This is a genomic window from Clostridium tertium, from assembly GCF_017873245.1.
In the GTDB taxonomy this organism is placed as follows: Bacteria; Bacillota; Clostridia; order Clostridiales; family Clostridiaceae; genus Clostridium; species Clostridium tertium.
The window spans coordinates 1-21,789 of sequence record NZ_JAGGJY010000020.1; the positions used below are offsets into that span (position 1 = coordinate 1).

The following is a 21,789-nucleotide window of genomic DNA, read 5'->3' on the forward strand; positions in this document are numbered from 1 at the left end:
TTTTTATATTTTAAATTAGAACAATCTAAAACTTTTAAAAAAGAATTTTTAATGAATATATTCATATAGAAAAGAGTAAATTGTAAAAAATTTATATAAATTATAAATCATTATATATTAGTTATTTTTGAAGTTTTAGATAATAAGTGCAAATTATAAGAATATTTTACTGAATATGTTAAAAATAAGAAAATTTTAAGAAATTGTTAAGGGAAAGTTATATTAATTGGTCTACAATAAAGATATATGATTAAAAATATGTAACCTAGGGGGAATAGTAATGAAGTCGTTTTTAAAAAAGAGCATGATAATTACTTTTATAGCTTTAATAGTTATAAGTTTTTCTTTTACTAATATAACAGTAAATGCTAAAACTAGCGAATCAGAAGCTTATGAAATGAAAGTTAGTTATGGAATACAAGGTAAGTATAGAGCTATGAAATATATACCTGTAACTGTAGAAGTTAATAGCTTAGAAAGAGATTTTACAGGTGAAATAGAAATAAGAGTAGCTAGTTCAAATATGGGAACTTATGATGCTTATAGTAAAGAAGTTTCATTAACTAAAGGTGAGACAAGTAAAGTTATAATACCTGTAAAGGTATTAGAAAATTCAAGTAAAATGACAGTTAATATTGTTGAAAATGGAAAAGTTTTATCTCAAAAGAAAACATTAGTATCGAGTGGAAGAGTGACAGAAACAAATGTATTTACAGGAGTTTTAACTGATGATGCTACTTCTCTTGGATATATTGGTAATGTAAAGTTTGATTCAAGTAGAGGATTTGAAGGAACAATTGAAAACGTATATCTTGATGAAAACATAATAGGAGAAAATAATTTAAACATAGATGGATTAGATGCAATTATAATAAATAACTATAATATGTCTAATTTAAAAAAAGAGCAGTATGATGCAATAAATTCATGGATTAATAAAGGTGGAACTTTAATATTAGGTGCAGGTGCTAATGAATCAAAAACAATAGGAAGTATTGATAAAGACTTTTTACAAGTAAAATCTAATGGGGTTAAAGAAGAAAATTTAACTTTAGTAGAAGATAATTTAAAACTTATAACTTCTAATTTAGAAGTTAAAGATGCAAAAATTAAAAATGGGACATCAGAAAAGCCATTAGTTTATTCTATCGAAAAAGGTAGAGGTGAAATACTAATAACAACTTTTGATTTAGGGCTAGAACCATTAATATCATCAAAAGATGCAAGTAAATTCTTAAGTTTAATTCTTACAGATGCAGCAAATGGTATTTTTGATAAGAATATGAATGGTGGATATATGGGACAGGGGTATTACAGAGCAAGAGAGCTTATGCAAAGTATCCCGATAAATGAAATAGTAGGAACTAAGTCATTAATAGTAGTATTTGGTTTATATGCATTAATTATAGGTGTTGTACTTTATATAGTTTTAAAGAAGTTAAATAAAAGAGATTTAACTTGGATAGCTATTCCAGCAATATCAATTGTATTTGCCTTAGTTATTTATTTTATGGGTTCATCAACAAGAGTTAATGATGTAATTTTAAATCAAAACAATATAGTTTCAGTAGATAAAGAGGGAAAAGGAGTAGCTAAGGGATATATAGGAATAGGAACAAAATATAAGGAAGATGTAATTATAGAAAAGCCAGAAGATGTAACTATGAATTATATTACACAAGATACGCACTATTATGGTAATCCAGAAGAAGAAATAAAAGATAGATTAAGAGTAAAAACAACCTATAAGGGAAATAATTCTTATTTTACATTTGCTGATAGCGATGCATTAGATATGAAAACTTTTGAAGTTATAGGCAAGGAACAAGTTATTCCTAAGATTGATTCAAACTTTAATTTATCTGATGGGAATTTAAATGGATCTGTAAAAAACAATTTAGATAAAAACATAAATAAATTAATTTTAGTTGCCGGACAAAATGTATGGGATCTTGGAGAGTTACCTAAAGGTGAGGAAAAGGCTATAGAAGGAGCAGCTACATCTGGAGGTGCTGGGCTTCAAGCTTATTCAGATACCTTGAATCAAAAATATTATGATGCAAGATGGAATGATAAAGAAAAGTTAAAGACTGAAGAGTATAAAAATATTTTAAGAACATCAAGTTTATTAGCGTCAGTTTCTGATGAATTATATATAAATAAAGAAATAAAACTTATTGCCATTACTGATTTACCTATAGAATACGGAATAGATTTTGGTAAAAAGTCTATATCAAAATTTGATACAACGGCAATAATCCAAGATGTAGATATCGATTTTAAGAGTAAGGATGGTACTTTAAACTTCCCTGATGGATTCTTCTCATATAAAGTTGATTCAGTTAACTCATCTTCAAATGTTCATTTAGATGAATACAGTGGATATATATATGGTCAAGGTGATATTATATTTGATTATAAAATTGATGATAACATTAATGTAACAGAAGTTATAGTAAAATCTGGTGTTGATAGATATGGTTATAATGGTGGAGAAAATGGAGAGAAGTTTATATATAATTATAAAACTAGTGATTATGAAAAGATAACATTATCTCAAGGTTTTGAAAAGATAAAGGATATTGAAAACTATATTGAAAACAATACTGTGAAAATAAAGGTAACTGTTGATGAGATGAAAGGCCAATCAATGGTTCCAAGAATAACTGTTAAGGGGAGGGAAAAATAATGCTAGTTATAAAGAACCTTGAAAAATCTTATGGGAAGTTTAAAGCTTTAAATGGATTAAACTTAGAAATAGAAAAAGGTGAGATATTTGGATTTATAGGTCCAAATGGAGCAGGAAAAAGTACTACAATGAAAATAGTATCTGGACTTCTTTCCCCAGATAGTGGTGAAGTTTATGTAGATGGAATAGATGCAATAAAAAATAATAAGGAATTAAAAGATAAAATAGGATATATGCCAGATTTCTTTGGAGTTTATGATAATTTAAGAGCAATAGAATACCTAGAATTTTATGCTTCTATATATGGAATTGTTGGTGAAGAAGCAAGAAAATTATCTATGGATTTACTAGAACTTGTTAACCTGCAAGATAAGTGGGATGCAAATGTAGATGGTTTATCAAGAGGGATGAAACAAAGATTATGTTTAGCGAGATGTTTAGTTCATAATCCAGAATTATTAATATTAGATGAGCCAGCTTCAGGTATGGATCCAAGAGCAAGATTTGAAATGAAGGGAATATTAAAAAATCTTAAAGAAATGGGAAAGACAATTATAGTTTCTTCTCATATACTTTCTGAACTTGGAGAAATATGTACTAAAATCGGAATAATTAAAAATGGATCTATAGTATGTGAAGGAACTGTAGAAGAAGTTATGCTTAGAGCATCAGGGGCAGCCCCTATTAATATAACTGTTATGGAGGAGCCTGAAAAAGCAATACAAGTTCTAAAACAAATACCAGATGTTAAAGAGATTTCTTTAGATGGAAATAAAATTACAGCAAATGTAGCTGGAGGAGATAAGGAAGCTAAGGAAGTATTAAAAGACTTAGTTATACAAGATGTATCAGTTATAGGTTTTGCCAAAGCAGTAGGTAATTTAGAAGATGTATTTATACAAATAACAGAGGATGATAATTAGAGGGGGGAGTTAAAATGAGATTGAATCCAGTTTTAAGAAATGAAAGCAGATTAACTGTAAGAACACCTAGATTTACAATTATGTTGCTTATTTATATATCTATTTTATCAGCAGGGACATTATTATTTTACAATACTTATAGTAATGAGATTTATGCAAGTGGATTGAATATGCAAGGTTCAATAATACTTTATATAGGTATGGCAGTTGCTCAAGCTGTACTTTTAATGTTTATAGTACCATCATTAACAGCAACTTCAATATGTTCAGAAAGAGAAAAGCAAACATTAGATATACTGCTATCAACTAGATTAAGTCCATTTCAAATAATAATTGGTAAGCTATTAGCATCATCACTTAAGGTAATAATGTTAATAGTATGTACGATACCTTTATATGCAATTTGTGCTTTAATTGGTGGAGTGAAAATAAGTAATATATTAGTACTTATATTATCATTTATTATTAATACAATATTTGTTGGGGCAATAGGAGTATTTGTTTCAACATATGCTAAGACATCAAAAGTTGCAACAGCTTTAACCTATGCAATAGTATTATTTATATTTATAGGTACTATAGTTATAGCTTATGTAATTTGGATGATTACTATGTTGAGGTTAAGTGGAGGCCCAATTACTACACCTCCAACAATATCACCTATAGTATACTTAAGCCCAGCAGTTGGATTTTTAAGCATGCTTTCAAATCAAGTAGGACTTGGAAATGATTTTCTTTATATGCTTACAGAAATAGGAATTTCAAAATATGCTGAATATATTTCTATAGGAATTCAAGGAATATTAACTTTTATATTCTTATATTTAGCAGCTAGAAGGTTAAATCCACTAAATAGAAAAAGAAATAAGAAGGTAAAGATTAAGACAAAGAATAAAGTAAAGGAGTAAAGCTATGAATTCTTTAAATAATGAAATATTAACCTTTATAAAAAAGGCATCAAAAAGAATTAGGGCGAACTTCATAATAAACTTGAGCATAGTAGGTTTAAAATACCTACTATGCTTAATATTATGCTTATTATTAATATCTTTATTTATAACATTTCCATATGTAGAAGAAGTTTCTCTTAGCGTTTTAGCTTTAGGATTAATTTCAATAATAATATATGGTTTTGTAAAAGCACCTGATAAAAAAAGTGTTGCTTTAATAGTTGATTCAAAAGGGTTAAATGAAAGAGTTACAACTTCTTTAGAATTAATAAATGAAGAAGATAATATTTCAATTGCTCAAAAGAAAGATACTGTATCTTTTATTAAAAATTTTAGCATAAAAGATAATTTGAAAATAACTGTAGATAAAAAGCAAATATTTATGGCTTTAGGATTAATAATAATGTGTTCTATAACTTTATTTATAGATACTTCAGCTAAAAAGGAAGCTAATTCAATTAGAGAATTTAATAAATACCAGCAGGATTTTATTAAAAAGATTGAAGAAGAAAAGAAGTTAGTTGAGAAATCAAAAGAGTTAACTGAAGAAGAAAAAGAGGCTATAAAAAAGATATTAGAAGATGCCAAAAAGGAATTAAAGGAAAGCGAAAAGAAGCTTGATATAAATAAAACTTTAGAAAGAATGGAAAAAAAGCTAGAAGATAAAAAGAATGAAGCTAAAAATGATAAAAGTAAAGCTGCTATAGAAAAAACTCAAAAAAATTTATTAGATGAGTTTAATAAGGAGAAAGAAGAAGGAGCAAAGAAGGATTTAAATAAATTGACTAATGAGCTTATGAAAAAGAAGGAAGGGAAAGAGCTTGCAGATGCAATATTGTCTAAGGATAAGGAAAAATTAGAAAAGGCATTAGGAGACTTGAAAAAATCCCTGGGAAATATGAGCAGTAGTGAGTTAAATAATTTATCAAAAGCTCTTGCAAATGCTGCTAATAGTGTAAGCGATGAAAATCTTTCAGAAGCCTTAAGTGAAGCTTCAAATTCAGTTTTAGATGGAAAGCTTGATGCAGAAAGTTTAAAGGAGGCTATTCAAAATTCACAAAATAATAGTAGTGGAAAGAAGCCTGGAGATAAAGAAGGCGAAGGACAAGGCGAAGGACAAGGCGAAGGACAAGGCGAAGGACAAGGCGAAGGACAAGGCGAAGGAGAGGGCGAAGGACAAGGCGAAGGCGAAGGAAATGGATCAGGTAGTGGAAGTGGAAATGGAAGTGGAACTGGCTGGAATATGGGAAGTGATGAAGGCAAAGAAAATGATTTAGATAATAAAAAAGGAGAGCAAATATATATTCCAGGAAGAGAAGTTGGAAATGATGAAAATCTAACTGGAAATAAAAATCAAGAGGGAAATTCTCAAAGTATAGAAACTGAAAATGGATTCAATTTAGATGGAAATAAAATAAATTATGATAAGGTAATAGGAGATTATACTAACAGTGCATTAGAAGGTGCAAATAATAGTAATCTTCCAGAGAGTTTAAAGGATCTTATAAAAGATTATTTTGAAGGATTAAACTAAGAGGTGAGAAAGATGGAAATAAGTGAAAAAGAAATTATAGAAGTTTCAGGGAAAATAAGAATATGCGAAGAAGAAATATCAAAAGGGATAATAGGACAAAAGGATATAATCAGAAATGTTTTAATTGCTATTTTTGCAGATGGTAATGTGCTTTTAGAAGGTATGCCTGGAATGGGAAAAACTCAATTAGTAAAGACAATTGGAAAGGTATTAAACTTAAGTTTTTCTAGAATACAGTTTACACCAGACTTGATGCCAGCAGATGTAGTTGGAACAAATATAGTAGTTAAAGAAAATGATAAAACTTTATTTAAATTTGAAAAAGGACCTGTATTTACAAATTTACTATTAGCAGATGAAATAAATAGAGCAACTCCTAAAACTCAATCTGCTTTACTTGAAGCTATGGGAGAAAAAACAGTAACAGTTGGTAAGACAACTTATGAAATGGCAAAACCATTTATGGTGCTTGCAACTCAAAATCCAATAGAACAAGAAGGAACATATCCACTTCCAGAAGCACAATTAGATAGATTCTTATTTAAGTTAAATGTAGATTTTCCAAATCTTCAAGAGCTTAAAGAAATTATGGATTTAACATTAACTAATAATAAAGTTCAAATTGATGCTGTTCTTGAAGGCGATGAAATATTAAAGATAAGAGAAATAATTAGAGAAATAAAACTTGCAGAAGCAGTTAAGGAATTTGCATTAAAGCTTATTTTAGCAACACATCCAGAAATTCCAGAAGCTTCAGAGTTTATTAAGAGATATGTAGAAGCAGGAGCAAGTCCAAGAGCTGCACAAGGTATTATTAGTGGGGCAAAAGTAAGAGCAGTTATGGAAGGTAGATTAAATGTATCATTTGAGGATATTAAGGCTTTAGCTTATCCAGTTTTAAGGCACAGAATAATACTAAATTTTGATGCTATAACAGAAGGTTTAACAGAAGAAAGTATTATAGATAAGATACTAGAAGATTTAAAGGTTGTGTAAAAATGAGTGAAAGGATATTTAATGAGGACTTTTTTAAAAAGCTAAATAAAATAAATATGCATATAAATTTTAAGCTTTCCTCAGGAACACAAGGAGGAAGAAAGTCAAAAGCAAAAGGAGTTTCTGTAGAGTTTTCTGATTATAGAGAATATGCTCCAGGAGATGATTTTAGACGAATAGATTGGAATGCATATGGTAGATTTGATAAGTTTTTTATAAAGGTTTTTATGGAAGAAAGAGAAGGTGTTTTTAATTTCTTTGTTGATAAAAGTAAGTCAATGGATTATGGAAATGAAAACAAAAAAGATACAGCATTGAAAGTTGTTGCTGCTCTAAGCTATATTGCCTTAAATAATCTAGATAGAGTAAATATAAGTACTATGGATAATGGTGATATACAAAGTATAAAATCAGCAGCTGGAAACAAAGCCTTTCAGAGAATATTAAAAGAGTTAGAAAATATTGAATTTGATGGTAAAACAGATATTACAAGTAGTATAAAAAAGAGACCATTAACTCCTAGAGGTGTATCTGTAGTGGTATCTGATTTTTTAAATAATGATGGATTAAAAGATTTAGAAGATGCTCTTAAGTATTTAGCTTTTAAAAAGCAAGATATAATACTAGTTCAAATATTATCAAATGAAGAAATTGATCCAGAGTTTAATAATGAAATTACCTTTATAGATAGCGAAACAGGAGAAAATGTAAAAATGAGCTTAACTCCAAGTTTGATAAAAGAGTATAAAAATACTTTAAAATCTTATAAAAAATCTATTGAGGATATTACAAGAAAATATGGTGGTAAATTTATAAGTGTAAATTCATCTATGGAAATAGAAGAGATAATATTAGGTGAGTTTAGCAAGAAAAGAGTATTGTATTAGGAGGATTATGTTATGGGATTTACAAATTTATGGCCCTTATTCTTATTAATAACAATTCCTCTTTTAATAATGCTTTATATATTAAAAAGAAAGTATAAAGAAGAGGTTATATCTTCAACACTTTTGTGGAATGAAGTTTATAAAAATACTAGAGCAAATACTCCATGGGAAAAGCTAAGAAAAAATATTATGTTACTTTTACAAATAATAATATTACTTTTACTTATTTTTAGTTTAATGAGACCTTTTTTAAACTTTGGAGGTAAGAGTTATAAAAATATTATTTTAGTATTAGATAATACTGCAAGCATGAGTGCTGAATATGGAAATAATACTAGGCTTGATGAAAGCAAAGCCCTTGCTAAGGAGTTTTTACAATCAACAAAGGATGATACTAATACTTTTATAATAAGCTTTGATGGAAGTAGTAACTTACTTCAAAATGGAGATTTTAATAAAGAAGTTTCTAATGAAATAATTGATTCAATATCTCAAAGCTATAATACTGGAGATATAAATGATACTTTATCATTTATAAAGGCAATAGGCCAAGGAATTGAAGAAGAATATGAAGTTATAGCTTTTACAGATAAAGAACTTTCGTTAGGTGATGTAAATGGAAAGGTTGTATCATTAGCAAATTCAGGGGTAAATGCATCTGTAGACAATGTATCTCATAAATTCCTAGAGGATAAGGTAAGAGTTATAGCAACTATAACAAATAGAGGAACAGGAGTTTATGAAGGAGATTTTTCGCTTTATGATGGAGAAGAACTTGCTGCTATTGAAAGCTTGCAATTACAAGAAGGAGAAAATAAAACATTAACTTTTGATTTACCTAAAATAAATGGTGAAGTCTTAAAGGGAGAATTATCTAGAAAAGATATGATTTTAGGGGACAATACTTATAGCCATGTTGTAGGAAAGAAAAAGGTAAATAAGGTTCTTATAGTTACAGAACAAAATGTATTTTTAGAAAGAGCCTTTGGTAGTATTGAAAATACAGAAGTATATAAGACTAATGATGAATCAAACTTAACAAGTGCAGATGCATATGATTTATATGTATTTGATAATATTACTCCGGATATAATGCCATCGAAAGGAAGCATACTATTTATTAATCCAGCTTCAAATGAATTCTTTAATGTTGTTTCAGGTGGCGAAGGGGGAGAGGCTAAAGCTGTTATAGGAGAACTTTCAAAGTACTTAGAAGATACAACATTTACTGCTGCTAAGTATAATGCAATAGAAATTCCTTATTACGGAAGAGGTTTTTTAAATATAGATGATAATTATATAGGTTTTAAGGGAGAAGTTGATGGAAGAAAAATAGCTGCTTTATCTTTTGATCTTCACAATAGTGATTTTGCACTTAAAAAGGAATTTCCTGTATTAATGTATGAATTAGGAGAAAATTTAATATCAAGTGGAATGGTGTATAAAAGCAACTTTAAAGCTGGAGAAAAAATAATAGCTAAAGGTGTATCCTTAGATAATAATATTACTTTAACATATCCAAGTGGAAATACATTAGAAATAAAATCAGGTGATGAGATAAAAGAAGAGAGTGAACTTGGGATTTATAAGCTAAATGTTTTAGAAGAAAAAGAATTATTTTCAGTTAATTTTCCATCAGAAAAGGAAAGTAACACTAATATAAATAATATTGGTGAAAGTGAAAATATAAGTGATGCAAAGGCTGATTTGAAAAGAGGTTTAAATCTTTCTCCATTACTTGTAATATTAGCTATTTCAGTAGTAGCTTTTGAATGGATTATGTATAAGAGAGGAAATTAGGAGGCAAAGAAGAGATGAAAATAGAAATAGGAAATTTATACTTTTTAATATTGATTCCAATAATTTTTGCCTTTATGTATTATAGCTTTAAAAAATATAAACCATGGAGTAAAAATGAAATTGCAATATTTATAAGTAGAATAGTAGTTTTTACGCTTTTAATATTAGCATTTGGAAATATAACTATAAATTTAAAAGGTAGAAATATATCAACTGTATTCTTATTGGATGTATCAGAGAGTGCAAGTGACTTTGAAGAATCAGGGAAAGATTTTATATCTACAGCTATAGAGTCAATGCCAAGAGGAAATAAAGCAGGAGTAGTTTTGTTTGGAGATAATTCAAAAATTGATAAAGTTCTAAATAAGAAAAAGGAATATAAATCTATAGACGAAAAGCCAGTGGTTACAGCAACAAATATTCAAGAAGCAGTAGAAAGTGCTTTAGGATTATTTGAAAGAGGTGGGTCTAAAAGAATAGTCTTAATAACCGATGGTGAAGAAAATCAAGGTGATATATTAAAGTCTACACCATTAATAAATGAACAAAAAATAGATTTTAAAGTATATAAAATTACAGGAGAAAAAGGCGAAGAAATTTACGTTGATAATGTTAAGGTACCAGATAATATATCAGTAGGAGAGGAGTTTTCGGTTTCTATTGATATAAAATCAAATTATGCAACAAAGGCAAAGCTTACATTATTTTCAGGAAGAAATAAAGTAGGTGAGCAGCAGGTACAAATACAAAAAGGAAAGAACTCCTTTGTATTTAAAGATAAGCAAAGCTCAGGTGGATTTAAGGGCTATAGAGTTTTAGTAGAAGCAGAGGGAGATACAAATAAAGTTAATAATGAATTTAGTACTTTTACAAACGTAATGGATAAGCCTAATATTCTTCTTATTAATGGAGTTAAAGGCGATTCGGAAGCTTTAGAAGGAATATTATCAAATTCAGGTGCTAATATTAAAAAAATAGCTCCAAGTGCATCACCAAGTACTTTAAATGAATTATTAGAATATAAATCAATAGTTTTAAATGATGTCCATAGAGATGATTTGAGCAATGGCTTTATGGATAATATAGAAGCTTATGTAAAAGACTATGGTGGTGGATTAATAACCTTTGGCGGTGAAGATTCTTATGCTCTTGGAGGATATAAAGATACTTCACTTGAAAAAGTATTGCCTGTTTATATGGATAAGAGAGGAAAAAATGAAGTTCCTGCAATAAGTATCAACTTAATAATAGATAAATCAGGTAGTATGAGTGCTGAAGGTGGTGGAGTTAGTAAGTTAACTTTAGCTAAGGAAGCTGCAATGAAGGCATTAGAAAACTTAAGAGAAGTAGATGAAATATCAGTAATAGCCTTTGATGATACTTATGATGAGGTTGTACCATTGCAAAAGGTTGGAGATAAAGAAGCTATAAAGGAACTTATTTCAGGGATTCAAATAAGAGGAGGAACATCAATTTATCCTGCTCTTGAACAAGGTTATAATATGCAAATGCAAAGTAGTGCTAAAATAAAGCACACAATATTATTAACTGATGGTCAAGATGGATATGGATTAGATAATTATGCTACTCTTCTTCAAAACTTTATTGATAATAATATTACTCTTTCAACAGTGGCAGTTGGTGAAGGGGCTAATGCAGGTCTTTTAAATCAACTGGCTTCAATAGGAAAAGGAAGAAGTTATTATACAGATATATATACAGATATTCCTAGAATATTTGCAAAGGAAGTTCTTTTATCAGCAGGGACATATATAATAAATGAAGAATTTACTCCTAAGATATTAAGTAACCATGAAATATTAGCAGGAGTAAGAACATCAGATGGAATCCCAAGTTTACTTGGATATATAGGAACATCTATAAAAGAAAATGCAGTTGAAATATTAAGCTCTAATCATGACGAACCAATACTTGCAGCTATGCAATATGGAATAGGGAGAACAGTAAGTTTTACATCAGATGTTAGTGGACAATGGAGTAAAAACTATTTAGCTTGGGAGTATGGACCACAACTTATAAAAAATATGGTTTACTTTACTATTCCAAAGTATGGCGAAGAAGGAAAGCTTAATATTAGCCAAGAAGGAAATGAAGCAAAAGTAGAATTTTACAATGATAAGATATCTAAGGATGCAAAGGTTAAAGGGATATACAATGGAGAAAATGGCGAAGAAGGGGAATTCGAATTAAGCCAAGTTGAACCAGGAAAATTTGAAGCTAGTATTCCACTAGACTCATTAGGATTTTATAATTTTAGTATAAGAGAAGAGGAAAGTGGAGAGGTAAAAAATAATTATAAAGGAGCATTTGCTCTTCAATATTCAGATGAATATAAATTTAATACTAATGGAGAAAAGTTAGATGTAGTAGTTAAAGAAACAAAGGGAAGTTTTATAAACAAGCCAGAAGAAGTTTTTGAAGGAAAGCTTCAAAGAGAATATAAAAAGATAAATTTAACAACTCCATTAATAGTAATAAGTATTTTATTATTTATGCTTGATATAGCTTATAGAAGATTAAATATAGATTTAGTTAGATTCTTTAAGAAGAGAAAAGATAAAGTTAAAAAAGAAAAAATAGCTAAAAATACTAATTCTATAAAAAATAATGAAGTTAAGATAAAAGAAGAAAAGAAAGCTATTAAAGAAAATATCATATCACCAGAAAATAGTAAGGGAAAAAATAAAATTAACACTAAAATAAGTGTTGAGGCTGATGAGCAAAATTTAAATAAAGAAAATGAAAACAAAGGAAAAATAATTAAAGAAAAAGGAAGCAAAAGATCAAAGAAAAATCTAGAGAAAGAAGTTCCAAAGAAAGAATCATTAGATACAAGTGCTCTTCTTAAGAAAAAAAGCGATAGAAAGAAGATATAGTGATAAAGTAGCTATTGCATATTTAAAAATTTATATCTTATATTAAAGGAGCTGTCTACGACAGCTTCTTTATTTTATATATTAATGAAATTTATAAAATTATTGGGACGTGAGTTTTACTATAAAAGGTAATAATTATTTTTTACTAATGAGAATATTAAAGAAAAGTTAAAAAAATAGACGTTATTGAATTTAGTATTTTATTGTGATAGTATTTTTTCTTGTATGTAAAAAAGGAGAGGATGCTTATGAGAAAAAAAATAATAACAAACACAATAATATTTGTATCTATAATTTTATTTGTTACTATTTTTAAGTCTTTGTTTGGTGAAGGAAACACTTTAGTAGGAGTAACAATAATAACAACTGCATTAACATTTATGGAAAAAGATTTAACAGCAGCACCTTTTAAAAACTTTACAAAAATATTAACAGTAAATTTATTTACTTTGCTTTTTTCATTTTTAGCAATTCAAAATATATGGATAGGTATTTTGGTTAACTTCTTAGCACTTTTTATAATAGGATATTTGTTTAGCTATAATTTAAAAAGATCTCTAGTAGTACCATTTGGACTTCAATACTTTTTCATGTTATTTTATCCAGCAGAAGGAGAAGTACTATTTAATAGATTTTTATCATTAATTTTTGGCTCTGTTTTTATAATGTTGATTCAATTTATATTTAATAAGGATAAGGTGTTTAAAGCTGGTAGTAGAATATTAGATAGTATTAGTGACAATATTTTACTTAAAATTAAAGCAATACAAGAAGATAGGAATTTTGACGAGGAAAATATAAATATTATCGGGTTAATAAATTCATTAAAAGGTATAATATTTGATAAAAGAGTAGATGAATATTACTTAACTAATGATGCAACTATAAGCACTGATATATTATGGGCTTTAGAGAGAATTAATATCTTATTAGATTCTATAAATGAATTAGAAAATAAAGACATATATAAAGAGTTATTAGATGATGTATATAATGAAGTCATAATTATAAAAAATAGAGATTTTGAATCAAGTAATATAGAAATTCTTAAAAATCATATATACAATGATGAAATAGATAAAGCTTATATAAATGAATTTATAGATTTAATAAATATTCTTATAAGAGAAGTTAGAGAAATAAATATATTAAGCAAAAAAGAAAAGGATTATGTAAAAAAGGATTATGATATTCCACATCATTTTCATAAAATAACGGTTTTAAAAAGAAATTTCAATATAGATTCAGCAAAGGTTAGATATTCAATAAAACTTGGTATAGTCGGTGCATTTACAGTGTTTTTAGCACAATATCTTAATTTATCAGAAGGTAGGTGGATGAGCTTTACTATATTTTCATTAATACAACCTTATTCAGAAGTTTCTTATACAAGGGTTAAAGATAGAATTAAAGCAACATTAATTGGTGGATTAATAGTATTAATAGCTTTTGGATTAGTTAAGAATCAAACTGCCAGAAGTGCTATTATATTATTAGCAGGTTATTTAGATCCTTTTACAAAGAACTATAGAGGAAAAATGATTTGTGTTACAGTATCTGCCGTTGCCTCTGCAGCTATAGTTGGAGGAACTACTCATATGGTATTTAATAGAGTACTATTTGTTATTATAGGAGCGATACTAACACTTCTTGCCAATAAATATATATTGCCATATAAAATTAAAGACATGCATAAATACTTAGTTGAAATATATGATTCACTAATAAATCAAATGAAAGAAGATATTTCAAAAGAACATAATGATTATAGTATAAGAAATCTTTATTTAATAACTGGCTTTATTGAAGATAAGATGAAATTTTCAAGTAATGAAAATGATAGGATGCAAATAAGAGAGCTTTTTAATAGTAAAAGAAAAGAAGTAAATGAGCTGTATAATAGCTATATAAATTTCAGGGATAGAAGTAGATAAAAGTAAAGTATATTAATTAGTGAATTTAGACTTAGAAAAATATAAAAATGAGAACAACATCTATGTTAACTTAAAGATATAACATGGATGTTGTTCTTATTTTTTAGAATATTTAATTAATTAAATATTAAATTTTATATTTATGTAGCAAAACGCTATAGAGATAAATACTTATATAGTAACAATAATTTAATAGGAGAAAACCATATGCAAATGATGGATATGCTTTTTAGAGGGCTTATGGGAGGCGGAATGCCTAACATGGGTGGAGGTGGAAATCCACTAGGAGGGTTAGGTGGAGGAAATCCACTTATGAATATGCTATTAGGTTCTATGATGGGTGGACCTATGGGTGGCCAAAATCAAATGAATGGAGGCAATAATAACCCGTTATCTATGCTGATGAATGGAATGGGAGGCATGAATGGTGCCGGTAATGGAATGAATGGTCAGGGAAATGGTATGAACCAATTGTTAAGTATGCTTATGGGCGGAAATGGTATGAATATGCCAAATCAAAATATGGGCAACGCTAATAATAGAAATAATGGCAATAGTAGAAATAATAGTAATAATAGAAGTAATAATGCAAATGATCCTTTGGCATCGATTATGAATGGACTGGGAATGAATGGAGCAAATCCAGGTGCTCAGCAAGGGAACTCAGGTAATGGTAGTATAGATATGAACCAGTTAATGAGTATGTTAATGGGTGGAGGCAGTCAAACTAATGCTTCTTCAAATAATAATGCTAGCAATATGAATAATAATGGAAACTCACAAATGGATCCATTAGGTATGCTTTTTAATGCTATGAATGGTGGCGGTATGAATAATAATGTTAATTCAAATTCAAGCTCAAATAACGGTAGAAGACGTTCTTCAAGCAGTAAACGCCATAGAAGTAGAAGATAATTTAATATTTAAGCATTAAAGTAAGTATTAGCTCATCGAGTTAATACTTACTTTAATTTACTTAACATAATGTAAAAGTTTATAAAAGAAATATTTTATATAGAAAATTTAAAATGCTTTATAATTCTTAGGAAAGATGGTATCCTATATAATCGAGAATAAATTTATAGGAGATTAGTAAAGTTATGGCAAGAAATATGACAAAGGATATGACGACTGGAAATCCAGTTAAATTAATACTATTATTTTCAATACCACTACTTATAGGAAATATATTTCAACAATTTTATAGCATGGTAGATACTATCATAGTCGGTAGGTTTATAGGGGTAGATGCATTAGCAGCAGTTGGATCTACAGGGTCTATGTCATTTTTAATAAATGGTTTTGTTGTTGGCTTAACTAGTGGATTTGCTGTTTTAGTATCTCAAAAATTTGGAGCAAAAGATGAAGAAGGTTTGAAAAAGTCCGTAGCAAGTGCATTAGTGTTATCATTAATAGCAACAGGTGTAGTTACTTTAGTAAGTGTTTTATTAGCAAAGCCTATGCTTCATTTGATGAATACTCCAGATAATATAATAGATGATGCAAATGCTTATATAATAATAATTTATGCTGGAACTATAGCTACTGTAGTTTACAATATAATAGCAGGTATATTAAGAGCCCTAGGAGATAGTAAAACTCCTTTATATTTCTTAATAGTGGCTTCTATATTAAATATAGTTTTAGATATAATATTTATAGTTAATTTTTCAATGGGAGTAGCTGGAGCTGCATGGGCAACAATTATTTCCCAAGGAGTTTCAGGATTATTATGCATAATTTATACTTATAAAAAATATAAGATTTTAAGATTGAAAAAGGAAGACTTTAAAGTTAAGAGTAGAGTTTACAAAAAGCATTTAAAAATTGGAATACCAATGGCCCTACAATTTTCTATAACAGCTATTGGTATTATGACTGTTCAAGGAGCTTTAAATGTTTTTGGCTCTTCAGCAATCGCAGCATATACAGCAGCATCAAAAGTATTACAAATAGTAATGCAACCAGCTATAACATTTGGTGTTACTATGGCAACATATTGTGGACAAAACCTAGGAGCAAAAAATTACATACGTATTAAAGAAGGTGTAAAGAAATGTACTGAAATATCTGTAATTACAAGTATTATTGCAGGTATTATACTAGTATTTGGAGGTAAATTCTTCGTAGGATTATTTATTGAAAATCCAGATGCAAGCATTTTAGCATATGCTCAAGAATGTCTTAACTATTCTGCTATATTCTTTATACCATTAGGACTAATATTTATATATAGAAATGCACTTCAAGGTATGGGAGAATCTTTTGTGCCAATGATTGCAGGGGCTTTCGAGCTTATAGCAAGAGCAGTTGTTGCTTTCACATTACCTAGTTTTATAGGATATACAGGAATATGTTTAGCTGACCCAGTTGCATGGCTTTCAGCAGCAATTCCACTAGGAATTTATTATTTTAAGAAAATGAAGTCTATAGATATAATAAATTGAATTTTAAAAACTCCGTAAGGAGTTTTTTCCTTAATTGTCCATTATCAATTAAAAAAAGCTGTCTTACGACAGCTTTTTTTAGAAGCCTCTTTTTTTGGCTTCAACTCCACTTTCATTAAGAGCTGGTTCTTCAACTGTAAAGTTATATGAACTATTTGCTTGTTGATTTTGAGTTTTTGTACCATTTCTTAGAACATTTTCTTTTGAATGAGTTCTTTTATTATCATTTTTCATAAGTTTTTCCCTCCTAAAATAATATTACCTTTATAGTATTAGGAGATTAATAAAAATTATTAGTTCATTAAGATAAGAAGAAATAAATTTAATATTATCCATATTTTGATTTGCAAAGGGTATCACGTTTTGTTATATACTTTTAAATTATTGAATTTAATACGTTTGATAGATTTTGAAAGGAGATTTTTATCTATTACTTATATAGCAAAAAGCTAAAAAATATAAGATTTGTAATAAAAGTTTACAAAAAAAATAGATGATTCAATTGCTTTACTTTTCAAGTAAATATATGTAAGTTACGGCGAGCTACGTTGAAGGTGTAATTAAGGAGAACTTAATATATGCATTTTCCTATAAGAATTATTCCATATAATGTATAATGATTGTATATAAATTTTATTTTATACACGGAGGGAATATGATTAAGATATTATTTTTAGAAGATGAACCTAATATATTAGATGTTACAACTGAGTATATGAAGATGCAAGGATATGAAGTTACCTGTGTATGTAATGGTGAAGAAGCAATAGAGCAATTAAAGAAAGAGGATTTTAATTTAGCTATTTTAGATATAATGGTTCCTAAAGTTACTGGGCTAGAAGTACTTGAATATATAAATCAAAGCAAGAAGAATATAGCAACAATTATGTTAACAGCCCTTGGAGATGAACAAACACAACTTAAGGCTTTTAATTTGAAAACGGATGATTATGTTATTAAGCCTTTCTCACCTTTATTACTATTAAAGAGGATTGAAGCTGTTTTAAGAAGAAGCCTTACTGAGAAAATATCAGATAACTATAATAATGAATTTTATATAGATGATAAAACATACCAAGCCTATTATAATGGACAAAGTTTAAATTTAACTCTAAGTGAGTTTTTATTATTACAAACATTAATGAAAGAGCCTAATAGAGTCTTTAATAGAGAACAATTAATAATGAAAATATTTAATGAAGATTATATCTCAAATGACAGAATAATAGATGCTCATGTTAAAAACTTAAGAAAAAAGTTACCTCATAATTATATTAAAACTGTAATTGGTGTAGGGTATCAGTTTAATAAGGAGGTCGTTTGATGAATTTATCTAAAAAAACATTCATCTATAGTTTTATACTTTCAGGAGGAATTGTAACTTTAATAATAATTTATTTTGTAGTTATGTTACCTTCATTATATATTGATTATTTAAGTAAAAGTCATTATCAATCTATAAAAAAAATTCAAGAAAATTATATTAAGGATAAAAATTATAATAATATATATTCACCGAATCCTTCAGGAACAGTAAGTGTAAGAATACCATCAGATGGTAATAGTATATATGCATCAAATAGTTTTGGAACATCTAAAATCACTATAAAAGATATTGATTTAGTAAATCTATTAGATGATGTTAGATATTACACTAAAAATATTGATGAAGCCAAGGAAGTTGAAAAGTATGAAAGTAAATTTTTTGACACTATAAAGAAAAGTTTTAATAAAAATACTTTTATTAAAGAACTTCCTGTGGAATTTAAATTTATTGAAAGTAATAATAAGAATCCATTTAATGAGTCATCATACAAGATGAATGTTGTTTCTGATGATACTATTATATATGAGTTTAATAGTTTTGATGGTATAAATTATTATACATTTTATTCCGCTATAACAATTAGTAATGAAGACATTATTTTATCATTACTTTCTGTAATGACACCTAAAATAGAAGAAATCACATCAATAGTATTTCAAAGCTTACCTATGATAGTATCAGTTCTTATATTAATAATATTGGTTTCAACATATTATTTTTCAAGAAAAATAATAATTCCGATAAAGAAGCTAGCGAATCATGCTGAGTTTATGAAAAATAATAATATAAGTAATGTTTATCTTATTGAAATTAAGGGAGAAGATGAGATATCAGTTTTAGGTAATACATTAAATGAACTTTATATTAAATTGAATGAAAGTTTTAAAAGTTTAGAAGAAAAAAATAAATTATTAATTGCTGAAAATAAGAGACAAGATGTATTCTTAAGAGCATCTTCACATCAATTAAAGACACCAGTTGCAGCTTCACTTTTACTTATTGAAAGTATGATAGATGAAGTTGGTAAATATAAAAATACTAAAGAGCATTTACCTAAGGTTAAGGTTCAACTTCAAGCAATAAGGAAGATTATTGATGAAATACTAAATCTTAATAATAAAGATTTAAATAAAAAAATGATAGATATAAAGGATTTAATAGATGAAATAATAAATCAACATGAAATTCAAATAAAAGAAAAATTCATTAATGTAGAAAGCAAAATAAATAACATTACTTTAGATACAGATTATCATTTGATGTATAAAATTATAGATAACATGATTACTAATGCTATTAACTACACAAGTGAAAAAAATGATATAAAAATAATATTAAGTGATGACAGTTTAAAAATAATAAATTACGGATCACATATAGATGAAGAACTTTTACCTAATATATTTGATGCTTTTGTATCAAGTAATTCAGAAAGTAGGGGGAATGGGTTAGGGCTTTATATAGCATATTATTATTCAAACTTATTAGGATATAAGATAGAAATTAATAATATAAGTAATGGAGTAGAGGCTATATTAAGTTTTATCTAAATATGAATTAAAGCTACAGAAAATTTGCATATTAAATTCATAGGAAATTCATACCAGGATAATATACTTATAGTATAGAAGTTAGGAAAAAGAGGGAGCAATAATGATTACTATAAATAATTTAGAAGTTAAATATGGAAAAGAAGTAGCTTTATTAATAAAATCTCCTATTAAATTTGAAGCAGGGGATAGAATTGGAATAATAGGTTCAAATGGTGCTGGTAAGACTACTTTGGTAAAATCAATTTTAGGACTTATTAACTATAATGGATCTATTAATACAAATATAAAACCAGAGCAAATGTCTGCACATATGCAAAGTAATAATTATGTAGATACGATGGCAGTGAAGCATATAATAGAAGCTATTTTAGATACAAGAATTAAGAAGAATAAGAAGCTACAAGAATTAATCAATTTCTTTAATTTTAATGATTGTTTAAATAAAAAGTATAGTGTACTTTCTGGGGGACAAAAGCAAAGGCTTACAATAATACTAGTTTTAATTCAGGATACACCTTTAGCTTTCTTTGATGAAGTTACTTCTGGGCTTGATTTTGAAACAAGGCAACAATTAATGAGTAAAATTGAAGAATGGTATAGAAATAAAAACACAACAATTTGTATAGTATCTCATTATTATGAAGAGTTGGAGCAATTAACTAACAAAATATTAATATTAGAAAAGGGAAGAGTTATTGATTTTGGAAATAAAGAAGAATTATTTAAAAAGTATTGTGGGAAATCAATAATAATTTTAGCTAATACAAAAGAAAATGTTGAAATTACAAAAGGCTTTAGAAAAATAAAATCACCAAAGCACTTAATAGCGGTGTCTTGTTTAAGTATAGAGGAAGAAATAGAAGTATCGAAGATTCTAATTGAAAAAGATATAAGTTTTAAAAGAAGTAATTCTGATATAGAAATAATGAGTATTAACGCAAAGAATAAAAATGATATTTATAGAGAGGAAGGTGAAAAAGTTGAAAGTAAAATTAGTTAGGTATAATTTAGTGAAATATGAGTTTAGAAATTTAGTAGGAAATATATTTGCAGTAATATTTGGAGTTATATTTCCAATATTTATGTCTATTTTTTTAGGAAATATAATTGGTGGAAAAGCTCCAGAAGAATTTAGAGAAGTTATAATGACTAATATTTTTATAAGTAATAGTTTAATGATTCCATTAGCTACGGTATTTATAGGGTATTCAGCAACATTTTCACAAGAACTTGAAAAAAGTATTCCTCTTCGTTTTAGGTTATTTGGATATAGTGAAAAAACACTTATTGTTTCTAAAGTATTAGCCTATTTAATTTTTATGACAATAGCATTGGTTATTTATGTAATAGCATCATTTTCAGCATTAAAAGTACAAGTTCCATCCTTTAGTTCAGCTACGATTTTAATAGTTTCATTATATTTTCTTGCTACAATATTTTTTGCATTAGCTCATGGAATATCTTTATTTTTTAAAAAGTTTGGTCCAACCTATGCCATAACAATGACACTATATTTTGCAATAATGATACTAAGTGGAATGTTTGGAGTTCAAGCAAAGGATTTTCCAGAACCATTAATGAAGGTTGCATATTTATTTCCAACAACCTATATATGTGGAGAATTTATTGATTTTTGGAAAAGTGGGAGTTATAACTTTATGCCATATATACAATCTTTAATGCTATTTACTGCAATAGCATTTATAGTCTTATTTTTAGCTATAAATCATGATTCTAGATATAGTCATGGTGATAAAGTTTCAGTGAGTAAGTAGTGAAACTTTTTACAGATAATGACTATATTCCTATAGTAATATAAATATAGACTTATAAGAATTTACATTTATTCAAC

At 27.6% G+C, this 21,789-nt stretch carries 16 protein-coding genes; 15 read left to right on the forward strand and 1 reads right to left on the reverse strand.

From position 1 onward, the window contains the following. Nucleotides 1–280 precede the first annotated feature (280 nt). The 11 genes from J2Z25_RS16730 to J2Z25_RS16780 all read left to right on the forward strand — a co-directional run bounded on the left by J2Z25_RS16730 (nt 281) and on the right by J2Z25_RS16780 (nt 17,057). Entirely contained in the window at nt 281–2,689 is a 2,409-nt protein-coding gene (locus tag J2Z25_RS16730; protein WP_209741377.1) for a hypothetical protein, read from the forward strand. After that, nucleotides 2,689–3,612: an ABC transporter ATP-binding protein gene (locus J2Z25_RS16735; RefSeq protein ID WP_209741378.1), complete on the forward strand. Its 924-nt coding sequence runs from the start codon at nt 2,689–2,691 to the stop codon at nt 3,610–3,612. The genes J2Z25_RS16730 and J2Z25_RS16735 overlap by 1 nt, the downstream gene beginning before the upstream one ends. A gap of 14 nt (nt 3,613–3,626) precedes the next feature. Next, a complete protein-coding gene (locus tag J2Z25_RS16740) occupies nt 3,627–4,520 on the forward strand; it encodes an ABC transporter permease (protein ID WP_209741379.1) in 894 nt (297 codons plus the stop codon). 4 nt (nt 4,521–4,524) lie between these two features. After that, nucleotides 4,525–6,096 carry a pectinesterase gene (locus J2Z25_RS16745; RefSeq protein WP_209741380.1) on the forward strand — a complete coding sequence of 524 codons (1,572 nt, stop codon included), beginning with the start codon at nt 4,525–4,527 and terminating at the stop codon, nt 6,094–6,096. Between the two features lie 12 nt (nt 6,097–6,108). Then, nucleotides 6,109–7,092, forward strand: coding sequence for an AAA family ATPase (locus tag J2Z25_RS16750; protein ID WP_209741381.1), 984 nt, complete (start codon nt 6,109–6,111; stop codon nt 7,090–7,092). A 2-nt stretch (nt 7,093–7,094) separates the two neighbouring features. Further along, complete coding sequence (locus J2Z25_RS16755) at nt 7,095–7,979, forward strand: DUF58 domain-containing protein (protein WP_209741382.1); 885 nt, start codon at nt 7,095–7,097, stop codon at nt 7,977–7,979. A gap of 12 nt (nt 7,980–7,991) precedes the next feature. Further along, complete coding sequence (locus J2Z25_RS16760; RefSeq protein WP_209741383.1) at nt 7,992–9,779, forward strand: vWA domain-containing protein; 1,788 nt, start codon at nt 7,992–7,994, stop codon at nt 9,777–9,779. Between the two features lie 14 nt (nt 9,780–9,793). Continuing rightward, nucleotides 9,794–12,676 (forward strand): VWA domain-containing protein, encoded by a 2,883-nt coding sequence (locus J2Z25_RS16765; RefSeq protein ID WP_209741384.1) that lies wholly within the window; start codon nt 9,794–9,796, stop codon nt 12,674–12,676. Nucleotides 12,677–12,924: 248 nt separating this feature from the next. After that, nucleotides 12,925–14,610, forward strand: a complete 1,686-nt coding sequence (locus J2Z25_RS16770) for an FUSC family protein (RefSeq protein ID WP_209741385.1) — start codon at nt 12,925–12,927, stop codon at nt 14,608–14,610. Between the two features lie 207 nt (nt 14,611–14,817). Continuing rightward, a complete protein-coding gene (locus tag J2Z25_RS16775) occupies nt 14,818–15,525 on the forward strand; it encodes a hypothetical protein (protein ID WP_209741386.1) in 708 nt (235 codons plus the stop codon). A gap of 197 nt (nt 15,526–15,722) precedes the next feature. Further along, complete coding sequence (locus tag J2Z25_RS16780; protein ID WP_209741411.1) at nt 15,723–17,057, forward strand: MATE family efflux transporter; 1,335 nt, start codon at nt 15,723–15,725, stop codon at nt 17,055–17,057. Between the two features lie 78 nt (nt 17,058–17,135). Here J2Z25_RS16780 and J2Z25_RS16785 read toward each other — a convergent pair whose 3' ends face one another. Continuing rightward, complete coding sequence (locus J2Z25_RS16785) at nt 17,136–17,291, reverse strand: hypothetical protein (protein WP_008677115.1); 156 nt, start codon at nt 17,289–17,291, stop codon at nt 17,136–17,138. A 421-nt stretch (nt 17,292–17,712) separates the two neighbouring features. On the opposite strand from J2Z25_RS16785, the gene J2Z25_RS16790 reads away from it, so the two are divergent. The 4 genes from J2Z25_RS16790 to J2Z25_RS16805 all read left to right on the forward strand — a co-directional run bounded on the left by J2Z25_RS16790 (nt 17,713) and on the right by J2Z25_RS16805 (nt 21,712). After that, complete coding sequence (locus J2Z25_RS16790; protein WP_209741387.1) at nt 17,713–18,381, forward strand: response regulator transcription factor; 669 nt, start codon at nt 17,713–17,715, stop codon at nt 18,379–18,381. Beyond that, on the forward strand, nt 18,381–19,934 hold the full coding sequence (locus tag J2Z25_RS16795; RefSeq protein WP_209741388.1) for a sensor histidine kinase: 1,554 nt from the start codon (nt 18,381–18,383) through the stop codon (nt 19,932–19,934). Before J2Z25_RS16790 ends, J2Z25_RS16795 begins: the two co-directional genes overlap by 1 nt. 103 nt (nt 19,935–20,037) lie before the next feature. Beyond that, complete coding sequence (locus tag J2Z25_RS16800; protein ID WP_209741389.1) at nt 20,038–20,937, forward strand: ATP-binding cassette domain-containing protein; 900 nt, start codon at nt 20,038–20,040, stop codon at nt 20,935–20,937. Beyond that, nucleotides 20,909–21,712, forward strand: coding sequence for an ABC transporter permease (locus tag J2Z25_RS16805; RefSeq protein ID WP_209741390.1), 804 nt, complete (start codon nt 20,909–20,911; stop codon nt 21,710–21,712). The genes J2Z25_RS16800 and J2Z25_RS16805 overlap by 29 nt, the downstream gene beginning before the upstream one ends. Nucleotides 21,713–21,789: the final 77 nt, after the last annotated feature.